At 39.9% G+C, this 20,318-nt stretch carries 17 protein-coding genes and 1 pseudogene; all 18 read left to right on the top strand.

Translation table 11 applies throughout. The features are described 5' to 3' along the window. The first annotated feature begins 221 nt into the window (after nt 1-221). A complete protein-coding gene (locus tag HMPREF2917_RS06760; protein ID WP_070589797.1) occupies nt 222-722 on the top strand; it encodes a GNAT family N-acetyltransferase in 501 nt (166 codons plus the stop codon). A 4-nt stretch (nt 723-726) separates the two neighbouring features. Continuing rightward, nucleotides 727-1,332: an anaerobic ribonucleoside-triphosphate reductase activating protein gene (gene nrdG / locus HMPREF2917_RS06755; RefSeq protein WP_070589795.1), complete on the top strand. Its 606-nt coding sequence runs from the start codon at nt 727-729 to the stop codon at nt 1,330-1,332. 466 nt (nt 1,333-1,798) lie between these two features. Continuing rightward, nucleotides 1,799-3,268, top strand: a complete 1,470-nt coding sequence (locus HMPREF2917_RS06750) for an LCP family glycopolymer transferase CpsA (protein ID WP_024055170.1) — start codon at nt 1,799-1,801, stop codon at nt 3,266-3,268. Continuing rightward, complete coding sequence (gene cps4B, locus HMPREF2917_RS06745) at nt 3,265-3,996, top strand: capsular polysaccharide biosynthesis protein Cps4B (RefSeq protein WP_070464689.1); 732 nt, start codon at nt 3,265-3,267, stop codon at nt 3,994-3,996. The genes HMPREF2917_RS06750 and cps4B overlap by 4 nt, the downstream gene beginning before the upstream one ends. Nucleotides 3,997-4,040: 44 nt before the next feature. Further along, nucleotides 4,041-4,736, top strand: coding sequence for a Wzz/FepE/Etk N-terminal domain-containing protein (locus tag HMPREF2917_RS06740; RefSeq protein ID WP_070589793.1), 696 nt, complete (start codon nt 4,041-4,043; stop codon nt 4,734-4,736). A 12-nt stretch (nt 4,737-4,748) separates the two neighbouring features. Continuing rightward, nucleotides 4,749-5,441 carry a tyrosine-protein kinase gene (locus tag HMPREF2917_RS06735; RefSeq protein ID WP_070506022.1) on the top strand — a complete coding sequence of 231 codons (693 nt, stop codon included), beginning with the start codon at nt 4,749-4,751 and terminating at the stop codon, nt 5,439-5,441. 19 nt (nt 5,442-5,460) lie between these two features. Next, complete coding sequence (locus tag HMPREF2917_RS06730) at nt 5,461-6,837, top strand: sugar transferase (protein WP_049472725.1); 1,377 nt, start codon at nt 5,461-5,463, stop codon at nt 6,835-6,837. Between the two features lie 38 nt (nt 6,838-6,875). Further along, nucleotides 6,876-8,048, top strand: a complete 1,173-nt coding sequence (gene cps2T / locus HMPREF2917_RS06725; protein ID WP_070589791.1) for a beta 1-4 rhamnosyltransferase Cps2T — start codon at nt 6,876-6,878, stop codon at nt 8,046-8,048. A 2-nt stretch (nt 8,049-8,050) separates the two neighbouring features. Continuing rightward, on the top strand, nt 8,051-9,199 hold the full coding sequence (locus HMPREF2917_RS06720) for a glycosyltransferase family 4 protein (RefSeq protein WP_070589789.1): 1,149 nt from the start codon (nt 8,051-8,053) through the stop codon (nt 9,197-9,199). Between the two features lie 46 nt (nt 9,200-9,245). After that, a pseudogene (locus tag HMPREF2917_RS06715) lies at nt 9,246-10,246 on the top strand (Stealth CR1 domain-containing protein). A 21-nt stretch (nt 10,247-10,267) separates the two neighbouring features. Then, on the top strand, nt 10,268-10,906 hold the full coding sequence (locus HMPREF2917_RS06710) for a DUF1919 domain-containing protein (RefSeq protein WP_049472721.1): 639 nt from the start codon (nt 10,268-10,270) through the stop codon (nt 10,904-10,906). 19 nt (nt 10,907-10,925) lie between these two features. Continuing rightward, complete coding sequence (locus HMPREF2917_RS06705; RefSeq protein ID WP_070589787.1) at nt 10,926-11,906, top strand: glycosyltransferase; 981 nt, start codon at nt 10,926-10,928, stop codon at nt 11,904-11,906. Nucleotides 11,907-11,915: 9 nt separating this feature from the next. Continuing rightward, nucleotides 11,916-12,923 (top strand): glycosyltransferase family 2 protein, encoded by a 1,008-nt coding sequence (locus HMPREF2917_RS06700; protein ID WP_070589785.1) that lies wholly within the window; start codon nt 11,916-11,918, stop codon nt 12,921-12,923. A gap of 62 nt (nt 12,924-12,985) precedes the next feature. Next, on the top strand, nt 12,986-14,152 hold the full coding sequence (locus tag HMPREF2917_RS06695) for a polymerase (RefSeq protein ID WP_070589925.1): 1,167 nt from the start codon (nt 12,986-12,988) through the stop codon (nt 14,150-14,152). 50 nt (nt 14,153-14,202) lie between these two features. Beyond that, a complete protein-coding gene (locus HMPREF2917_RS06690) occupies nt 14,203-15,615 on the top strand; it encodes a flippase (RefSeq protein ID WP_070589783.1) in 1,413 nt (470 codons plus the stop codon). Nucleotides 15,616-15,626: 11 nt separating this feature from the next. Further along, nucleotides 15,627-16,724, top strand: coding sequence for a UDP-galactopyranose mutase (gene glf, locus HMPREF2917_RS06685; protein WP_070589781.1), 1,098 nt, complete (start codon nt 15,627-15,629; stop codon nt 16,722-16,724). 15 nt (nt 16,725-16,739) lie between these two features. Beyond that, a complete protein-coding gene (locus HMPREF2917_RS06680) occupies nt 16,740-17,792 on the top strand; it encodes a glycosyltransferase (RefSeq protein ID WP_070589779.1) in 1,053 nt (350 codons plus the stop codon). A gap of 145 nt (nt 17,793-17,937) precedes the next feature. After that, nucleotides 17,938-20,318: GBS Bsp-like repeat-containing protein (locus HMPREF2917_RS06675; RefSeq protein WP_070589777.1), on the top strand; the 2,381-nt coding region annotated here is incomplete at its 3' end.

Below are 20,318 nucleotides of genomic sequence, written 5' to 3'. Positions count from 1 at the left end.
TAATTATTGAGCCTAGGGTCTCAATAATTCCGGATGCCTGAAACTTGTTAGTTTCAGGCATTTTTCCCACGGCGGAAAGTCTCAGTAGATTCTTAAAAAAGTTTGATAAATAAGCGTCACCTTATTGATTCAGTATTTATTAACTCATTTTATTAAAAATGATTGTTTATGTTGTGAAGTGAGAGTTCGCTCTCGCTTTTCTCGTATAGGGGGAGGTAAGGATGGAATTACGCAGACCGACTTTAGCAGATAAAGAAACCATTTTAAACATGATGGCAGAGTTTGAAGAGGCCCAGTCGGCCCACGACGGTGGCTTTTGGGATGCTGAGAACTTTGATTATGAGGAGTGGCTAGAAACTAACCTTAATAAAGAAATGGGAATAAACTTGCCTGAAAATCGCGTTCCATCAATTCAGTTCATATTGTTTGATGAATCAGGTCATGCTTTAGGTTTTTTGAATCTACGGCTGAGACTAAATGAGGGATTGCTGAATTATGCTGGTCATATTGGCTATTCCATCCGTCCCTCTGAAAGAGGCAAGGGTTATGCCAAGGAAGCTCTCCGTCAAGGTCTGCGAGTAGCTAAGGAGAAGAACATCCATCGTGCTCTGGTGACTTGTAGCACGGAAAATCCTGCCAGCCGAGCGGTTATCTTAGCCAATGGCGGTCAATTTGAAGATGTTCGAAATGGAACGGAGCGGTATTGGATAGAGGTGGAGTAGAAGGATGACATGGAATACACCAAAACCAGGCGAATGGAAGAGTGAGGAACTGAGTCAAGGGCGCATCATTGATTACAAGGCTTTTAACTTTGTCGATGGTGAAGGAGTCCGCAATTCCCTTTATGTGGCGGGTTGCATGTTTCGCTGTGAGGGCTGTTACAATGTAGCGACCTGGTCTTTCAATGCAGGTATTCCCTACACCAAAGAGTTAGAAGAGCAGATCATGGCAGATCTGGCTCAACCTTATGTCCAGGGCTTGACCCTGCTTGGTGGAGAGCCATTCCTGAATACTGGAATTCTTTTGCCTCTCGTTAAACGCATTCGGAAAGAGTTGCCCGACAAAGATATCTGGTCTTGGACTGGCTACACCTGGGAAGAAATGATGCTAGAGACACCAGACAAGCTAGAGCTTCTCTCGCTGATTGATATTCTGGTCGATGGCCGCTATGATAAGAGCAAACGCAACCTCATGTTGCAGTTCCGAGGGTCTTCTAACCAGCGGATCATTGATGTTCAAAAATCCCTCAAAGAAGGAAAAGTCGTCATCTGGGACAAGCTCAATGACGGCAAGGAAAGTTTTGAGCAGGTCAAACGAGATGATCTTTTGTAGGATCTTCAAAAAACCGGGTTTTTCACCCGGTTCAGATTGAAGACAAAGTCATCTTAGAAACTTTCCTTAGGTGAGTACGGACGTCAGCGAACTTCGAAGAAGTTCCATGACTTAGTTTTGGACCTAAGGTTCCAAAACTCCCGAGTGCTAGAAACAATAGTGTTTCTAGCACTTTTCTCACGGCGGAAAGTTTCAGTAGATGATTGAATGAGCCTAAAAAGTATTCCATTTTAATTTGTTAGGCATTCATTAACTTGTTTGATGTAAAAACAGTTTGTCTACATTCTCAAACCGGGTTTTTCACCCGGTTTTTTTGGATTCTCTGCATAAGTATACAAGGGATTTTGCTTATTTCGGAAAACGCTTACTTTTCGAATGTCCATAATGGACAAAAAAGTGATAATTAATGCATTTTTTGCTAAAAATATGTTACAATAAATATGATTAGGACTAATTGGAGGTATTTATGTCACAAAGGAGACGGAGTCGTCGTTCAGAACATAAGTGGGGGCAATTGCGAATCATTAATTCCGTATTGCTTATTTTTTTGCTTATGACTGCAAGTTGGGCGACCTATACCATGTTGGCCAATAACATCTTGGCTTTTCGTTATGTCAATGTTCTCGTGATTGCACTACTAGCTCTTCTCTTGCTCTTATCAGCTTGGTTTGTGATCAAAAATCAGGCCAAAAAAACAACTTTGGTCCTGCTTCTTGTCGGCTTATTGGCTAGTTCAGGAGTTTTGTTTGCTAGTCAACAGCTGCTGAATCTGACCAGTAATGTCAATGGCCACTCTAACTATACAGAGTTTGAGATGGCTGTCTATGTCAAGAAAGACAGTGACATCAAAGATATTAAAGAAATCAAGGAAGTGGTAGCCCCAAAGGGCAACAATAACGAAGCCAATCTCACTGCCCTCTTGGACAACATCAAAAAGACCAAGGGTCAGGAAATTTCTGTAGTGGATGCACCGACTTATCTAGATGCCTATAAGAGCCTGCAAGAAGGGAATGCTTCTGCTATGGTGCTCAACAGTACTTTTGAAGATACCATCGCTGCAGAAGATGCGGACTATGCGAAGAAGTTGAAGAAAATCTATTCCTACAAGATCCGAAAAGAAGTGGCAGCGACGAGCAAGGTGTCTGCCAATGCGGATGTCTTTAACATCTATGTCAGCGGGATCGATACCTATGGCCCAGTAACCTCGGTTTCACGTTCAGATGTCAATATCATCATGACGGTCAATCGAAAGACCAAGCAAGTCCTATTGACAACGACTCCACGGGATGCCTATGTACCGATTGCAGATGGTGGTAACAACCAGAACGATAAGTTGACCCACGCGGGGATCTACGGAGTGGATGCTTCGATCCATACCCTTGAGAATCTCTATGATATCAAGCTCAACTACTACGTTCGTCTCAATTTCACCTCCTTCCTCAAGTTGATTGACCTTCTAGGGGGAATCGATGTGGAAAATGACCAAGAATTCACGAGCCTTCATGGCAAGTTCCATTTCCCAGTTGGAAAGGTTCATTTGAATTCAGAGCAAGCTCTCGGTTTTGTCCGAGAACGCTACTCTCTCCAAGGTGGCGACAATGACCGTGGTAAAAACCAAGAAAAAGTCATTGCGGCCATTATCAAAAAGTTGACCTCTACCAAGGTCTTAAGCAACTACAATGAGATTATCGGAAACCTCCAAGATTCTGTCCAAACCAATATGCAGTTGCCGACTATGATGAACTTGATCAATACCCAGTTAGAAACGGGTGGTTCTTATGAGGTGACTTCTCAAGCGATTACCGGTCAAGGACGAAATGACTTGCCATCTTATGCTATGCCTGGTTACAACCTCTATGTCATGGAGTTGGATCAAGCCAGCTTGACCAAGGCAAAAGAAACCATCCAAAAAGTTATGGAAGGAAAAGAAAAATGATTGATATCCACTCGCACATCGTCTTTGATGTGGATGATGGACCAAAGACAAGAGAAGATACGCGCGCCTTATTGGAAGAAAGCTATCACCAAGGGGTACGGACCATTATCTCCACTTCTCATCGTCGCAAGGGAATGTTTGAAACTCCCGAAGAAAAGATTTCTGAAAATTTTCAAGAAGTGAAAAAAATTGCGGCAGAGGTCGCGCCAGATTTAACGATTCATTACGGGGCAGAGATCTACTTTACGAATGATGTCTTGAAAAAACTGGAAGAAAAGATCATTCCACGTTTGGCAGAGACGCGCTTTGCACTAATTGAATTCAGCATGGGAACGCCTTACAAGGAGATTCATACGGCCTTGGACCGTTTGCTCCATCTAGGTGTGACACCGGTGGTGGCCCATATTGAGCGCTACAAGTGCTTGGAGAAAAATGAGGAGCGCGTGCAAGAGATGATTGACATGGGCTGCTACATGCAGATCAATAGTTCCAGCGTTCTCAAGCCTCGCCTATTTGGGGATGAGCAAAAACAACTGAAAAAACGAGCTCGGTACTTCTTAGAAAAAGACTTGGTGCACTTTGTGGCCAGTGATATGCACAATGTAGATAAACGGCCGCCTTATATGGCAGAAGCCTATCGCTTGATCAAGGAAGAATACGGAGAACAACGAGCACAAGCTCTCTTTGTCAGCAATCAAGAACTCTTGTTAGCGGATGAATTAATCTAACCAGGAAACAGGTGGAGAGATCCACATGAAGGAGTAATTAGGAAATGAACAATCAAGAAAATCAAGCAGTGGAAATTGATGTTTTCGCTATGCTGAAGACCCTATGGAAACGCAAGTTTTCGATCGTTTTGGTCGCTCTTGTCTTTGCCATTGCAGCGTTTGGCTACAGTGCCTTTTTAGCCAAGAAAGAATACCAAAGTACTAGCCGGATCTACGTGGTCAGTCGTCAAAACCAAGACAACAATGCCTTGACAAACTCTGATTTGCAGGCGGGTTCTTACTTGGTTAAGGACTACCGTGAGATCATTCTTTCTCAAAATGTTTTGACGCAAGCCATCGAAGAATTGAAACTTGATATGACACCAGCTGAGTTGTCCAAAAAGATCAGTGTGTCTGTTCCGACAGATACTCGTATCCTTTCGATCACAGCTAAGGACGGAGATCCCAAAGAAGCGGCTCGTATTGCCAATGGCCTTCGGAATGTAGCAGCTGAAAAGATTATTTCTGTGACCAAGGTGTCAGATGTTACGACCTTGGATGAAGCAGAAGTGCCTCAAACACCTTCTTCACCAAATATCCGACGCAATGTCCTTCTTGGTTTTATTGCTGGAGCTGGTTTGATGGTGGTTCTCATGGTCGTAGTAGAAGTCTTGGACGATCGTGTCAAGAGACCAGAAGATATCGAAGAGTTGATGGGCTTAACCTTACTTGGTATTGTGCCAGATATTAAGAAACTGTAGACTGGGGATCGCATGAATACGTTAGAAATTTCAAAAAACAAATTGCAAGAAGTTCGGAAGGCAGAAGAGTACTTTAATGCCCTGGCGACGAATATCCAATTGAGTGGGGTGGACTTAAAAGTCATCGCTATCTCATCTGTTCAAGAAAATGAAGGGAAATCAACCACTTCAACCAACTTGGCCGTTGCCTTTGCGCGTGCGGGTTACAAGACCCTTTTGGTAGACTGTGACATCCGGAACTCTGTCATGACAGGGATTTTCCGTAGCCGTACTAAGATCCAAGGCTTGACCGACTTCTTATCTGGCCGTAGCCAATTGGACCAAATCTTGTATGCGACTGATTTTCCAAACTTGGATATCATCGAGTCTGGACAGGTAGCACCAAACCCAACAGGTCTCTTGCAAAGCAAGAACTTCACTGTGATGATGGATGCCCTGCGTGAGCATTTTGACTACATCATTGTTGATACGCCTCCAATCGGGGTCGTGATCGATGCGGCTATTATCGCCCAACGCTGTGATGGAACTGTCTTGATCACAGAATCTGGTGCCAATGGACGCAAGGCTGTCCAAAAAGCCAAGGACCAATTAGAACAAACAGGCACACCTTTCTTGGGAGTAGTGCTCAATAAATTTAACATTAAAGCTGCTGAGTATGGTTCATATGGTGGATATGGATCTTACGGAGAGTATGGGAAAAAGTAAAGAATAGGATTGAGGGAAAATGGGAGAAGAAAGAATTGAACTGGAAAAACTAAATATTGTTCTCTTTCAAAGTTTAGCTGTCCTATTTTCAGCTTACATTGTGAGTCTTTTTAAGGATGCAGAATACACGTCGCAGACAATTGCTATTCTCTATCTCTTGCATTTTGTATCCTTTTACATTAGCAATATTGCTTATCGCTTTTATAGCAGGGGTTACCTGGATGAGCTCTTTCAGGTCTTGAAATACAATGTATTTTTCGCTGTTGGGATCACCTTTACCTCTTTTATGCTCGATGGGGTCTTTTCCATCTCTCGTCGGGGGATGATTTACTTCTTTCTTTTCAATACGTTTTCCGTCTATATCATGGATCTCTTGCTCAAGAGATACCGGAAGTCTGTTTCGCCGCGGCGGAAGAGTTCGCGAAAGATTTTCTTGATCACAGCGACCAGTCGGATGGAAAAGGTATTTGATATTCTGCATTCGCCTAGCCTTTATCATGGGGAACTGATCGGTGTCACCGTCATGGACGATACGGATTTTACTCACTCAGGCGTAAGGGTGGTGCAGCCGGATCAAATGATGAACTTTGTGACCAAGGAAGTGGTAGATGAAGTGTTTATTAATCTGCCAAGTGAGGACTACAATATTAGTGACTTCGTCTCGGAGTTTGAGAGTATGGGGATCGATGTATCGGTTAATCTCAATGCCTTTAACTTCGCTTCCTTAGGCAATAAACGGGTTCGAGAAGTCGGGGGATTAAGTGTCGTCACTTTCTCAACCAATTTCTACAAGCCGAGTCACGTCTTTGCTAAACGTCTTTTGGACATTGCGGGAGCCCTCTTTGGTCTCTTGATTTGTGGACTAGTGAGTATCGTTTTGGTCCCTCTAATCCGCAAAGATGGCGGACCTGCCTTCTTTGTACAGAAGCGGGTCGGAAAGAACGGACGGTATTTTAACTTCTATAAATTCCGCTCCATGCGCGTGGATGCCGAAGAGATTAAAAAAGATCTGATGGCGCAAAACACCATGACAGGTGGGATGTTTAAGATGGAAAATGATCCACGGGTAACACCAATCGGACGCTTTATCCGTAAGACCAGTCTTGATGAATTGCCACAATTTTACAATGTTCTGATCGGTGATATGAGTTTGGTCGGGACTCGTCCTCCAACGGTAGACGAATACCAAGACTATACGCCAGCCCAAAAATGCCGACTCAGTTTCAAGCCAGGGATTACAGGCCTTTGGCAAGTGAGCGGACGCAGTGAGATTACAGATTTTGACGAAGTGGTCAAACTCGACGTTGCGTACATGGATGGTTGGACGATCTGGAGAGATATTCAGATCCTGCTCAAGACCGTGAAGGTTGTACTTAGAAAAGAAGGAGCGAAGTAGGAAAATACCTACTTCGTCCTTTCCATGTTAGGAGAAAAATGACACAATCAATTTATATCGTTGGTTCCAAAGGTATTCCAGCAAAATATGGTGGTTTTGAAACCTTTGTTGAGAAGTTGACAGAATTCCAACAAGACAAAAATATCCAGTATTATGTGGCTTGTATGCGGGAGAATTCAGAAAAATCAGAAATTACTGCAGATACTTTCGAGCATAACGGTGCTATTTGTTATAACATTGATGTCCCTAATATCGGTCCTGCGCGTGCCATTGCTTATGATATCGCAGCTCTCAATAAGGCGATTGAAATCGCAAAAGAAAACAAGGATCAGGCACCGATTTTCTATGTCTTGGCTTGCCGGATTGGTCCCTTTATTTCAGGGATTAAAAAGAAAGTCAAGGCTATCGGAGGAACTCTGATGGTCAATCCAGATGGTCATGAGTGGCTTCGTGCGAAGTGGAGCCTTCCAGTCCGTAAGTATTGGAAATTTTCTGAGCAACTTATGGTTAAACATGCGGATCTTTTAATCTGTGATAGCAAGAACATCGAAGCCTATATCCAGAAGGACTATGCTAAGTATCAACCTAAGACCACCTATATCGCCTATGGAACCGATACAAGTAAGTCTATCTTGAACAAAGAGGACGAGAAAGTACGGGCTTGGTTTGCGGATAAGCAAGTCTCCGAAGGGAATTACTACCTTGTCGTAGGTCGCTTTGTACCCGAAAACAACTATGAGGCCATGATTCGTGGCTTTATGCAGTCAAACTCCCAAAAATATTTTGTTCTGATTACCAATGTAGAACAAAACAAGTTCTATGAACAGTTACGTAAGGATACAGGATTTGATCAAGATCCTCGAGTGAAGTTTGTCGGGACGGTCTACGATCAAGAATTGCTTAAATACATCCGTGAACATGCCTTTGCTTACTTCCATGGTCATGAAGTAGGTGGTACCAATCCATCCCTTCTTGAGGCTCTTGAGTCTACTAAGCTCAATCTCTTGTTGGATGTTGGTTTTAACCGTGAAGTCGGTGAAGATGGGGCACTTTATTGGAAGAAAGATCAATTGGCACATGTCATCGATCAAGCTGAACAATTAGACGCTCAAGCAATCGAAGATCTCAATCAGAAATCAAGTCAACGGATTGCTGAAGCCTTTACTTGGGAAAAGATTGTCACAGACTACGAGAAAGTATTTAAAGGTTAGAAATGCAGAAAATATTATATCTCCATGCTGGTGCCGAAATGTATGGTGCTGACAAGGTTTTGCTGGAGCTTATTAAGGGTTTGGATAAAGATGCTTTTGAAGCACATGTTATTTTACCCAACGACGGTGTATTAGTGGGTGCTTTAGAAGAGGTCGGTGCAAAGGTTAAAGTTATTGATTACCCAATTTTGCGCCGGAAATATTTTAATCCAAAAGGGATTCTTGAGTACTTTGGCTCCTATAACCGTTACTCCAAACAAATTGCTAAATATGCTAAAGAGAATGGGATTACTCTCGTTCACAACAATACAACTGCGGTGCTGGAGGGAATTTATCTCAAACGGAAGTTGAAACTTCCATTGATTTGGCATGTGCATGAGATTATCGTCAAGCCAAAAGCCATTTCAGATTTTATCAACTTTTTGATGGGGCGCTATGCGGATACGATTGTGACAGTTTCAAATGCTGTAGCCGACCACGTGAAGCAGTCTCGCTTTGTAAAAGATGACCAAGTTCAAGTCATCTATAATGGTGTTGACAATGCTGTTTATCAGGTGATGGATGCTAGTGCGGTCCGTGATCAGTTTGGAATTTCGCAGGATGCTTTGGTTATCGGTATGGTTGGTCGTGTGAATGCCTGGAAAGGGCAAGGCGACTTCCTAGAAGCCGTGACCCCAATCTTGCAGGCAAATCCAAAGGCAGTAGCCTTTCTAGCAGGGAGTGCTTTTGAAGGTGAAGAATGGCGCGTGGATGAGTTGGAAAAGGCTATATCAGACTCACCAGTAGATGAACAAATCAAGCGTATCGATTATTATAGTAAGACGACAGAGCTCTATAATATGTTTGATATCTTTGTCTTGCCAAGTACCAATCCAGATCCTCTACCAACTGTAGTCCTCGAAGCCATGGCTTGTGGTAAACCTGTAGTGGGTTACCGTCATGGTGGTGTCTGTGAAATGGTGAAGGAAGGCGAGAACGGCCTTCTTGCTACTCCAAACCAGCCTGAAGAATTGTCTAAAGCTATTCAAGAATTAGCTGAGAACACTGATAAGAGAGAGCAATTTGGTAAGGCCTCTGTCAAACGCCAAAAAGAACTCTTTTCATTACAAAGTTATATTCGGAATTTTTCGGAGTTGTATAAGAAATATTAATGCAGTGATTTATTATTTTATGAATAGAAAATAAAGAGGAAGTGATATGATTTTTCCGATAGATTTTGTTGTAACCTGGGTTGATGGGAGCGATCCTGATTGGAGAGCTAAAAAGAGTAAATATGACTCTACTTTTACAACATCAGAAAATAATATGAACTCCGATAAAGCGTACCGTGAATGGGGGACGTTTAAGTATTGGTTTAGAGGTGTTGAGAAGTTTGCACCTTGGGTAAATAAAGTTTATTTAGTAACTGATAATCAGACACCTGATTGGTTAGATGTAGATAATAGTAAACTAGAAGTTATTGATCATAAAGAAATCATTAATAATGACTATCTACCTGTGTTTTCATCTAATGCCATTGAATGTAATATTCATAAAATACCAAATTTGTCAGAACATTTTGTTTGTTTTAACGACGATATGTATTTAACGGCACCAGTTTCACCAAGTGATTTTTCTCTGAGGAAGGGCTACCTAAGTATAATACTGCTTTATCTCCTATTATTCCTGAACGATTTGGAACAGGAAACTTTCAAATTAATAATATGGAGATAATAACAAGTTATTTCAGCAAAGAAGAAGTCTTGAAAAATGGGAAGTTCTTTTCTCCAAAACAGGGCTTAAAGCAAATCATAAAATCTTTACTCTATAAAAATAGTAAATTTATTTGTGGCTTCTGGGAAAGTCATCTTCCATATCCTCTTTTAAAATCAACATTTGATCTTTTATGGGAGAAAGAGAAGGAAATCCTAGAAAAAACATCAGCTAGTCGTTTTAGGAATCCAGCGGATACAAATATTTGGCTTTTTAAATATTGGCAAATTGCTAGTGGACAATATGCTATTGGTGATTCAAAAATTGGTGGACTATTTTCTTTGGATGATGCAAATTCAGATTTCTGGAAGCTTTTAGTTTCGAAGAAATATAAAATTATGTGTATTAATGATAGCTTTAATATTCAGGATGAAGATAAAGTAATGAAAGAATTCATTGCTACATTTGATGAGTTTCTACCTGAAAAGAGTACTTTTGAATTATAAAACACAGGTAATTAGGAGATTATGGAAAGAAAATCATTAAAAGATAGAATAAAACCTATCGTTTATCCAATTATAAATTTTATTCCTAGACGAAGACTTAAGAATAAAAATTTCACTATCATTTGTGATAATTGTTGGGCTGGGAAAGTTTATCAGGAGTTGGGCTTGCCTTATCAAACACCATTTGTGGGGATGTTTGTCTTTTCACCTGATTACATCAAAATGCTTAAGAATATCAAACACTATTTGAGTGGGAACATCCCCTTGAAATTTGTTAAGGAATCGAAATATATCAAAGACTTTGATAACGCCTATCCTCTTGCAATTCTTGATGATATTGAACTTCATTTTTTGCATTATGCAGATGAAGAAGAAGCAACTCAAAAATGGAACCGCCGTTTGAAGAGAATGCATTGGGATAATTTGTATTTCAAGTTCAATGACAATGATGCTTGTACTTATGAGCTGATGAAAGAGTTTGAAGAGCTTCCATATAAGAGTAAGGTGATTTTCTCTTCAAAGAATTATAGTGACCTACCTTCATTGGTCCACTTTAAATCAGCTGAAAAGCAAGGACATGTTGGAATCGATTTAAAAACTTATCACCGCTATTTTAATGCTGTAACTTGGTTAAACAAGGGTGGAGAAGACTTAACATAATTAATTGGGTAAATAATCTATGAAACCACTTTTAACTGTCGTCATTCCAGTTTATAATGTCGAAAAATATTTAAAACGTTGTATTGATAGTATACTTGTTCAAGAGTGGAAGCACTATGACATCTTACTTGTAGATGATGGAAGTTCCGATGATTCTCCTAAAATTTGTGATGACTATGCTAAAGCGTATGACTTTATCTCAGTTATTCATAAGGAGAATGGTGGGCTCTCTGAGGCTCGTAACACAGGTATTTCTAATGCTGAGGGAGATTATCTTTATTTCCCAGATTCAGATGATTGGATTGAACCGAATACCTTTAGTGATTTAGCTGAGGTTATTGAATCAGATCAGTATGATATTATTTCCTTCAATCGTGAATTTGTAAGGAGTGAAGATGATATTATAAAATCCGATTCCAAACAGTCTAAACGATTAACTGGAAAAGAAGCTCTTCTAGAAATGTTTTCTTACGGCTTTATAACTGGTTTTGCCAATGATAAGATCTATAAAAAATCATTATTCACGAGGGATAATATTCAGTTTCCAATTGGTAAGTATTATGAAGATCTTGGGACTAACTATAAGCTATTTCTTTTAGCTGAAAAGGTCTATGCGACAAATCAAAAATACTATCACTATCTAATTGATAATCCTGATGCAATTACCAAATCTTGGAATGAGCAAAAATTAGAAAATATGATTAGCTTCTTTAAAGAGATATATTATTCGGATGATGTTCGTTCGAAACTTGATTCTAGTGAATTAGCAATTGCTAAGATGTTTTTTGTCGATGGTATGACGCATAGTTTAGCTAGTCTATATAAATCAAATTTGTATAAGTCGTATCCTGAATTAACGAAAGACGTAAAGAACGAGTTAAAGAAAAATAAACTCACGTTTACGGAGTTGTCTAAATTGAATCATCGAACAAAATATATTTTGTATAAGTTGGGTTTATTGCAAAGTGCATTCAGAGTACAACATTTATTGAAAAAGTAGGAGTCTAGTTTGAAATACTCTGTTATTATTCCTGTTTATAACGTTGAGAAATACATTGACCGTTGTTTGAAAAGTATTATTTCTCAAAATTATGATGACTTGGAAATTATTGTGATAGACAATGGATCTACTGATAGTAGTGGCATTATTTGCGATACTTACGCTAGCGAGTACTCGAATATCTCAGTCTATCATATTGAAAACCATGGTGTTGCTTCAGCACGAAACTTTGGTTTAGCAAAAGCTCAAGGTGAATTTATTTGTTTTGTTGACGCAGATGATTATCTGGTAGGAAACTTGTTTTCCGATATGGAAAATCAGTTGGATTCGGAATTGGATTTGTTGGTATTTAGCTACTATAACTCTCTTGAAAAAAATTTATCAGAAACGGCTAGATCTGCAAAAATTCTTCCTATTGAAGGGAAAAAAGATAGGAATCAGTTCATAGAACTCTTTTCGAAATTATTTTTATCAGACATGATGTATACTGTTTGGAATAAAATATATCGTAGGAAGTTCTTGGAAGAGCATCGAATAAAGTTTGAGCAGTACGAATTAGGAGAAGATGTTCGATTCAATCTAAATGTATACGAGTGTGTTCATACGATTTCCTTTTCAAAAACTTGTTATTATGTTTATATCTCAGGTAGAGCAGGTTCTGCGATGGGACGGTACAATCCCAAGCGAATGAGCTGTCAATTGGAAGAACTAGGGAAAATTGACCAGCTGATGATGAGATGGGATATTCATAATGATCAATTTATTGATCAAATAAAGGCTCGTATTTTGATGAGTAATATACAGAATATTTCAGAACAAAAGATTTCTCTTTTTTTAAAACGACAATATGTTGAAGCATTATGTAGAAATAAAGAGATGATTGTTTTAATAAATGAGGATACGTCTTTTCTTAATCCTCTTATTAGATTACTATTGAATCACAGGATGTATATTACAGTGATTATTCTTAAAAAAATACAAACATCAATAAAAGGGAAACGCCTTATTAATTATTAATAGGTACCCTTTATATTGTTGATGATGCTAAATTTTATGATTGAAAGGTTTGGATGACTATTGTGACAAACAATCGTTTTATCTCAGAAAAAATTTATTTATGTACCTTGTTTATATGGGTTGTTGTCGCTTCATTAGTCACAACCACTTATTTTATTCGGTTAGATGGCTTTTTATCGCTTTATCGCTCATTGCTTTATCTTACGATTTTCGCATTATTGATAAAAGAGTTACTGAACATGTCGAAAACTCTACATTATTTTAGATTTCATTGGAAGCAATTACTAGTCGTTATAGCATTATTTATTTCAATGTTTATAGTTGCAAAAAATCGTGATGGAATGCTGGATATAAATGTTCTGCTTCTTGTTTTCTCTGCTAGGGATATCGATTTTAGAAAATTATTAGGAACTTTTTCTCTAGCTACGTTTCTGGTGCTATGTTTGACGATCTATGCAAGTAAAAAAGGTATCATCTCAAATATGTTTATGAATGCAGATGGTGGTTATCGTTTTAGTTTGGGTTTTAACTACGTTTCATTTGCTTCACAGAGAATGTTTTTTGCCTTGTGTAGTTATCTAATGTTTCGAGGTAAAAAAATTACATACATGGAATTGTTGGCCTTGTTTTTGGCTACGATTTATATGTACCAACAAACTTCGACATCCAGTCCATTTTATTTGAGCATTTTGATACTCACCTATGCATTGTTTAGTCTTAAAATCATTAAAAAAGGCTTTATTATTGAAAACTTCTGGTTGAAAAAAATTGCAAATTATGGTTTTATTCTTGCTTTAATCATTACTTTATATTTCTGTTTTTACTCATCTGGAAATCTCTTCCATTTAGTAGACCAGTTTACTCATAATCGATTGCGGTTAAGTGTGGAAGGTTTTCGAAATTTTGGGGTATCTTGGTTAGGGCAACACATTATATTTACAACAATGGACATTTTTGGGAATTTTACTAGTAATTATAATTTTATTGATAGTTCTTTTGTTCAGCTGTTGGTTATTGATGGTTTGGTCGTCAGTGCCTTCATGTTGTTTGCTCTTACTAAAGTTATGAAATATTTTGTATCAATTCGAAAAGATATCGTACTTGCCTGTTTAGGAATTATGATTATCCATGGTATGTTTGATCCTCAGATGTTGGTTCTTCGCTATTCTCCATTAATTTTGTTCATTAGTCGATTGTTTATTATGAATTCAGATAATAACATTGAATAAAAAAGAGTTTAGTTCAGTTAAAAAGAAAGATTAAGACGAGTTACATCCCTATGAAAGTTCTTAAAAATTACGCCTATAATCTCTCATACCAGTTGCTGGTGATTATCTTGCCGATTATCACCACCCCTTATGTGACACGGGTCTTTAGCTCGAATGACTTGGGGACCTATGGTTATTTCAACTCCATCGTCACCTATTTTATCCTTTTGGCGACCTTGGGAGTGGCTAACTACGGAACCAAGGAGATTTCAGGACACCGCAAAGACATCCAAAAGAATTTCTGGGGAATTTATACCCTCCAGTTGGGAGCGACCTTTGTGTCCATCCTGCTCTATGTCTTGCTGTGCTTGGCGCTTCCTTCTATGCAAAACCCTGTGGCCTATATCTTAGGTCTCAGTTTGGTTTCAAAGGGACTCGACATCTCCTGGCTCTTTCAGGGGTTAGAGGATTTTCGTAAGATTACCGTTCGAAATATCACGGTCAAACTGGTTGGAGTCATCTCCATCTTCTTGTTTGTCAAATCTGCCAATGATTTGTATCTCTATGTATTCTTACTCACCATCTTTGAGCTCTTAGGTCAGCTAAGTATGTGGCTACCTGCTCGGGAGTTCATTGGGGAAGCCCATTTTGATTTGGCTTATGCACGGGTGCACTTAAAACCGGTCATTCTGCTCTTTTTACCGCAGATTGCCATTTCCCTCTATGTCACCTTGGACCGAACTATGCTCGGGGCTCTAGCCTCTACAAAGGATGTAGGGATTTACGACCAAGCCTTGAAATTGGTTAATATTTTGCTGACCCTTGTGACGTCTTTAGGAAGTGTCATGCTTCCGCGCGTGGCGAGTCTCTTGGCTTCCGGAGAACACAAGGCTGTCAATAAGATGCACCAAATGTCCTTTTTGATCTATAATTTGGTTATCTTCCCAATCATCGCGGGTATGCTGATCGTCAACGATGACTTTGTTCGATTCTTCTTAGGGAAGGATTTCCAAGATGCTCGCTATGCCATCGCTATCATGATCTTCCGTATGTTCTTCATCGGATGGACCAATATCATGGGGATTCAAATTCTCATCCCGCATGATAAGAATAAAGAATTTATGCTGTCAACTACGATTCCTGCTATCGTCAGTGTCGGGTTGAATGTGCTCTTCTTACCTCATTTTGGTTTTATCGGTGCAGCCATTGTATCCGTCTTAACAGAATCCTTGGTATGGCTGATTCAACTGTACTATACCCGTAATTACCTCAAGGAAGTTCCAATTATCGGGTCTATGACAAAAATTATTTTTGCATCTGCTATGATGTATGGCCTCTTGCTACTTGTAAAACCATTCCTACATTTCACCCCTACCCTGAACGTACTCGTGTATGCGGTGCTTGGTGGGATCATTTATCTGATCGCTATCCTATCTCTGAGAGTGATAGATGTGAAAGAATTTAAACAAATATTTAAGAAATAATGGAGTCTACTATGTACGATTATCTGATTGTTGGTGCTGGTTTGTCTGGAGCCATTTTCGCACACGAAGCAACGAAACGCGGTAAAAAAGTAAAAGTGATTGACAAGCGTGATCATATTGGTGGAAATATCTACTGTGAAAATATTGAAGGCATCAACGTTCACAAGTACGGTGCCCATATTTTCCATACGTCCAACAAAAAAGTATGGGACTATGTCAACCAGTTCGCTGAATTTAACAACTATATCAACTCACCAGTAGCTAACTACAAGGGCAATCTTTACAATCTTCCTTTCAACATGAATACTTTTTATGCTATGTGGGGAACCAAGACTCCTCAAGAAGTCAAGGATAAGATTGCTGAGCAGACAGCTGACATGAAAGATGTTGAGCCTAAGAACTTGGAAGAACAAGCTATCAAGTTGATTGGCCCAGATATCTATGAAAAGTTGATTAAGGGCTATACCGAAAAACAATGGGGCCGTTCTGCTACAGATCTTCCACCATTTATCATCAAACGTCTACCAGTTCGTTTGACCTTTGATAACAACTACTTTAATGACCGTTACCAAGGAATTCCAATCGGTGGTTACAACGTCATCATTGAAAATATGTTGGGCGATGTAGAAGTTGAACTTGGTGTTGATTTCTTTGCCAATCGTGAAGAGCTTGAAGCTTCAGCTGAAAAAGTTGTCTTTACAGGGATGATTGACCAGTACTTTGATTACAAACATGGGGAGTTGGAGTATCGCAGTCTTCGTTTTGAACATGAAGTTTTGGATGAAGAAAACTATCAAGGTAATGCCGTAGTTAACTACACTGAGCGTGAGATTCCTTTTACTCGTATCATTGAGCATAAGCACTTTGAGTATGGTACCCAACCGAAGACAGTTATCACACGTGAATACCCAGCTGACTGGAAACGTGGAGATGAACCCTACTACCCAATCAATGATGAAAAGAACAATGCTATGTTTGCCAAGTACCAGGAAGAAGCCGCTAAAAATGACAAGGTTATCTTCTGTGGGCGCCTAGCAGACTATAAATACTACGACATGCACGTGGTCATTGAGCGTGCTCTAGAAGTCGTAGCAAATGAGTTTGATTGAAAGAAACCATAATCTATGAAATACTACTTAAAAGAAGAATTTCTTCATGACAATAACGCTAAAAATGCAGGAAATAAGGCTCGTAATGATGTTGAATCTATTGTAAAAAGTCAAGGATTTAAAGCTCTTATCCTTTCAGTAGATAATTGGTATGAGATGAGTACAGCAAAAGCTCAATTACATAAGGCGAAAGCCTTCAGTCGTTCCCTAAAGCAGTTGAATGAAGGTGATGAGCTCTTGATTCAATTTCCAATGCTACACCATAGTTTTTTCACTACCTCTCTTGTAAAAAAAGCAAGAAAAAGAGGAGTGAAGATCTATTTCATTATCCATGACTTAGATGCTCTTCGTTTCATGAATGGTCAAGCTGTTCCTTTGAAACATAGAATTCGTATGAAGATTCAAGAATCAGGTCTTCTTGCTGCAGCTGATGGTATCATCGCCCACAATCCAATTATGAAATCTGTTTTGGTGGATAAAGGGATCGCGAAAGATAAGATTGTTAGCCTTGGCATTTTCGACTATTTGATTCCAAATTTTCAAGAGAAGATTGGTCTAAGTAAGAATCAGCCAATTATTGTAGCTGGTAATTTGGCACAAGAAAAAGCCGGTTATCTTTACTCACTTCCTGCGGAACCTGCTTATAACCTTTATGGTGTTGGCTTCGACGAGAGCAGAGCTCTTGAGAATGAGGCTTACTTTGGCTCATTCCTACCTGATGAGCTTCCTGCAACCCTTGAGGGTGGTTTTGGGCTTGTCTGGGATGGTGATAGTGCTGAGACATGTAGTGGTGTCTTTGGCGAGTATCTTCGCTATAACAACTCTCATAAGGCGTCACTTTACTTGGCATCAGGATTCCCACTTGTCGTTTGGAAACAGTCAGCCTTGTCTCATTTTGTGCTTGAGAAGGGCTGCGGGATTGCAGTAGAGTCTCTCCATGATTTGAAGGAGACAATCGACAATCTTTCAGATGCTGATTACCAAGACTTGGTGGACAATGCCAAACGTGTTGGTCAGGAAATCCGAGATGGTCACTACTTAAAGACGGCCTTAAAACATTTAGCATAAGATCAAAAGAAGTCAGACGGACTTCTTTTTTTAGTTTTTCAAAAAAATATCACTAATTTTAAAAATTTGCCTCATAAAACTTTTCATCGCTGAAACCGTGTGGTAAAATGATTAACGTATAAAATTTGTATAAAGGGAAGTTTATATGAAAAAGAAAGATCTTATTATTTATGCCGGAGCGGCAGTCTTGATGGCTGTATCTGCTCAGGGAGTCAGTGCAGATGAGCTGGTTTCAAATGAGGCCACTACTACTGAAGGCAACCAAGTCCAAGCTGAAAAAGCGCCAGAAGTAGCCGTTGCTGAAAAGTCAGTAGCACCTGTCGCAAGCAACTATGCAGCACCAGCAAATGTGACCGAACCAGCTGTGACACCTGTGAGCAAGGCCGCAGCTTCAGAAAGTGGGACCCCATCTGTAGAGAAGGCTACAGAAGCATCGACTACTGAGAAAGAAGAAACTCCTCTTCCGTCTGATTCAGGAAGCACGACCTTCTTTAACACAGGCGCTCACGCTCCAGCTGGTCGTTCAACAGATGTGGCGGTTCAGCCAAAATCATTCGTTGATGTGAGTAGCCATAACGGAGACATTAGTATTGGAGACTACCGTACCCTAGCTAATAAAGGCGTGGGCGGTGTCGTTGTCAAATTGACAGAAGACACTTGGTACAAGAACCCAAATGCGGAGAACCAAATTCGTAATGCACAAGCTGCGGGTCTACAAGTATCGACCTACCATTTCTCACGCTATACTTCTGAGGAAGCAGCGCGTGCAGAAGCGCGGTTCTATATTGCAGCTGCACAACGTTTGAGTTTGCCAAAGAATACCCTCATGGTCAATGACTTTGAGGATGCCAAGATGCAGCCAAACATTAACCGCAACACCCAAGCCTGGGCTGACGAAATGCGTAAAAATGGCTACACTAACTTGATGTTCTACACAAGTGCTAGCTGGTTGGATGAAAACAACCTTCGCAAGAAAGGTCCTGTCAACACCGCTCAATTTGGTCTTCAGAATTTCTGGGTTGCCCAATACCCTTCTCCAAAACTGTCTGTAAACGATGCGAAAAGCTTGCGTTACAATGGGAAAGCTGGCGCGTGGCAGTTCACTTCTCAAGCGGAATTGCTTCCAGGAAAACACCTATTTGACCACAGTGTGGACTATACAGGTCGCTTCACAGCGAACGCAAAACCTGCAGCAGACCCGACAGAAGGTAGCTTAAGTGGGAAAATTAACATTGTCAATAACGATACCATGGCGGGACGCTTTGACGTTGTCATCTCAAATGTTAAGGCGCCAAATGGAGTTCGAACAGTTTCTGTCCCAATCTGGTCAGAAACAGGTGGTCAAGATGACCTTGTTTGGTATACAGCCAACCGTCAAGCAAACGGGACCTATACCGTCAATGTAAAAGCAGCGGACCATAAAAACTCAACCGGTCTTTACAATGTTCACCTGTACTATGTTCAGAATAATGGACAATTGACGGGTGTGGGTGGAACTTCGACTCAAGTATTCATTGGTAAGACACCTGAGCAGTTAAAACCTAAAGCAAATTTTACTATTGAAAACAATAATGCTAAATCAGGGACTTTCGACGCTGTGATCACTAATATCACAGCACCACTAGGTGTTAAGGAAGTTTTAGTCCCATCATGGAGTCTAGAAAATGGACAAGATGATCTTATCTGGCACAAGGCAACTAAGCAAACTGATGGTAGCTATCGTGTAACGATTAAGGCAAGTGAGCATAAGGGCGATAAAGGAAACTATCGTGCCGATGCTTACATCGTCGACAACTCTAACAATCGTCATTATATTTCTGAAAAAGTAGTTTCGGTTGATTACGTTCGACCAAGTGGAGTTCTGACGATTGAAAACAATAACCCAGTAGCAGGTACCTTTGATGCGGTTGTTAGTAATATTGTTGCACCGACTGGTCTAAAAGAAGTTCTAGTTCCATCATGGAGTTTGGTTGGTGGCCAAGATGACCTCATTTGGCACAAAGCAACGCGTCAAGCAGATGGTTCTTATCGTGTGACTATTAAAGCTAGTGATCATAAGAACTCTACAGGGAGATATCGTGCTGATGCCTACATTGTAGATGATTTCAACAATCATCATTATATTTCTGAAAAAGTAGTTGACGTTCGTCAATCACGCCCAACTGCTTCATTAACGATCGAAAACAATAATATTTCTACTGGTAGTTTTGATGCGGTTATTCGTAATGTGGTTGCACCGACTGGTGTAAAGGAAATCTTAGTTCCATCATGGAGCCTTGAAAACGGACAGGATGATCTTGTATGGCACAAGGCAAATCGTCAAGCTGATGGAAGTTATCGAGTGACTATTAAAGCGAGTGATCATAAAAACTCACTAGGGAATTATCGTGCAGACCTTTATGTCGTTGATAATGATAACAACCGTCATTATGTTACTGAAACGATTGTAACTGTTAAACATGATAAACCAACTGGAATCATTTCGGTTGTCAATAACAACAAGGATACAGGTACCTTTGACGTCAT

It is taken from the genome of Streptococcus sp. HMSC061E03 (assembly GCF_001813505.1).
Classification (GTDB): domain Bacteria; phylum Bacillota; class Bacilli; order Lactobacillales; family Streptococcaceae; genus Streptococcus.
This window is presented reverse-complemented; position numbering and strand designations above follow the sequence as displayed.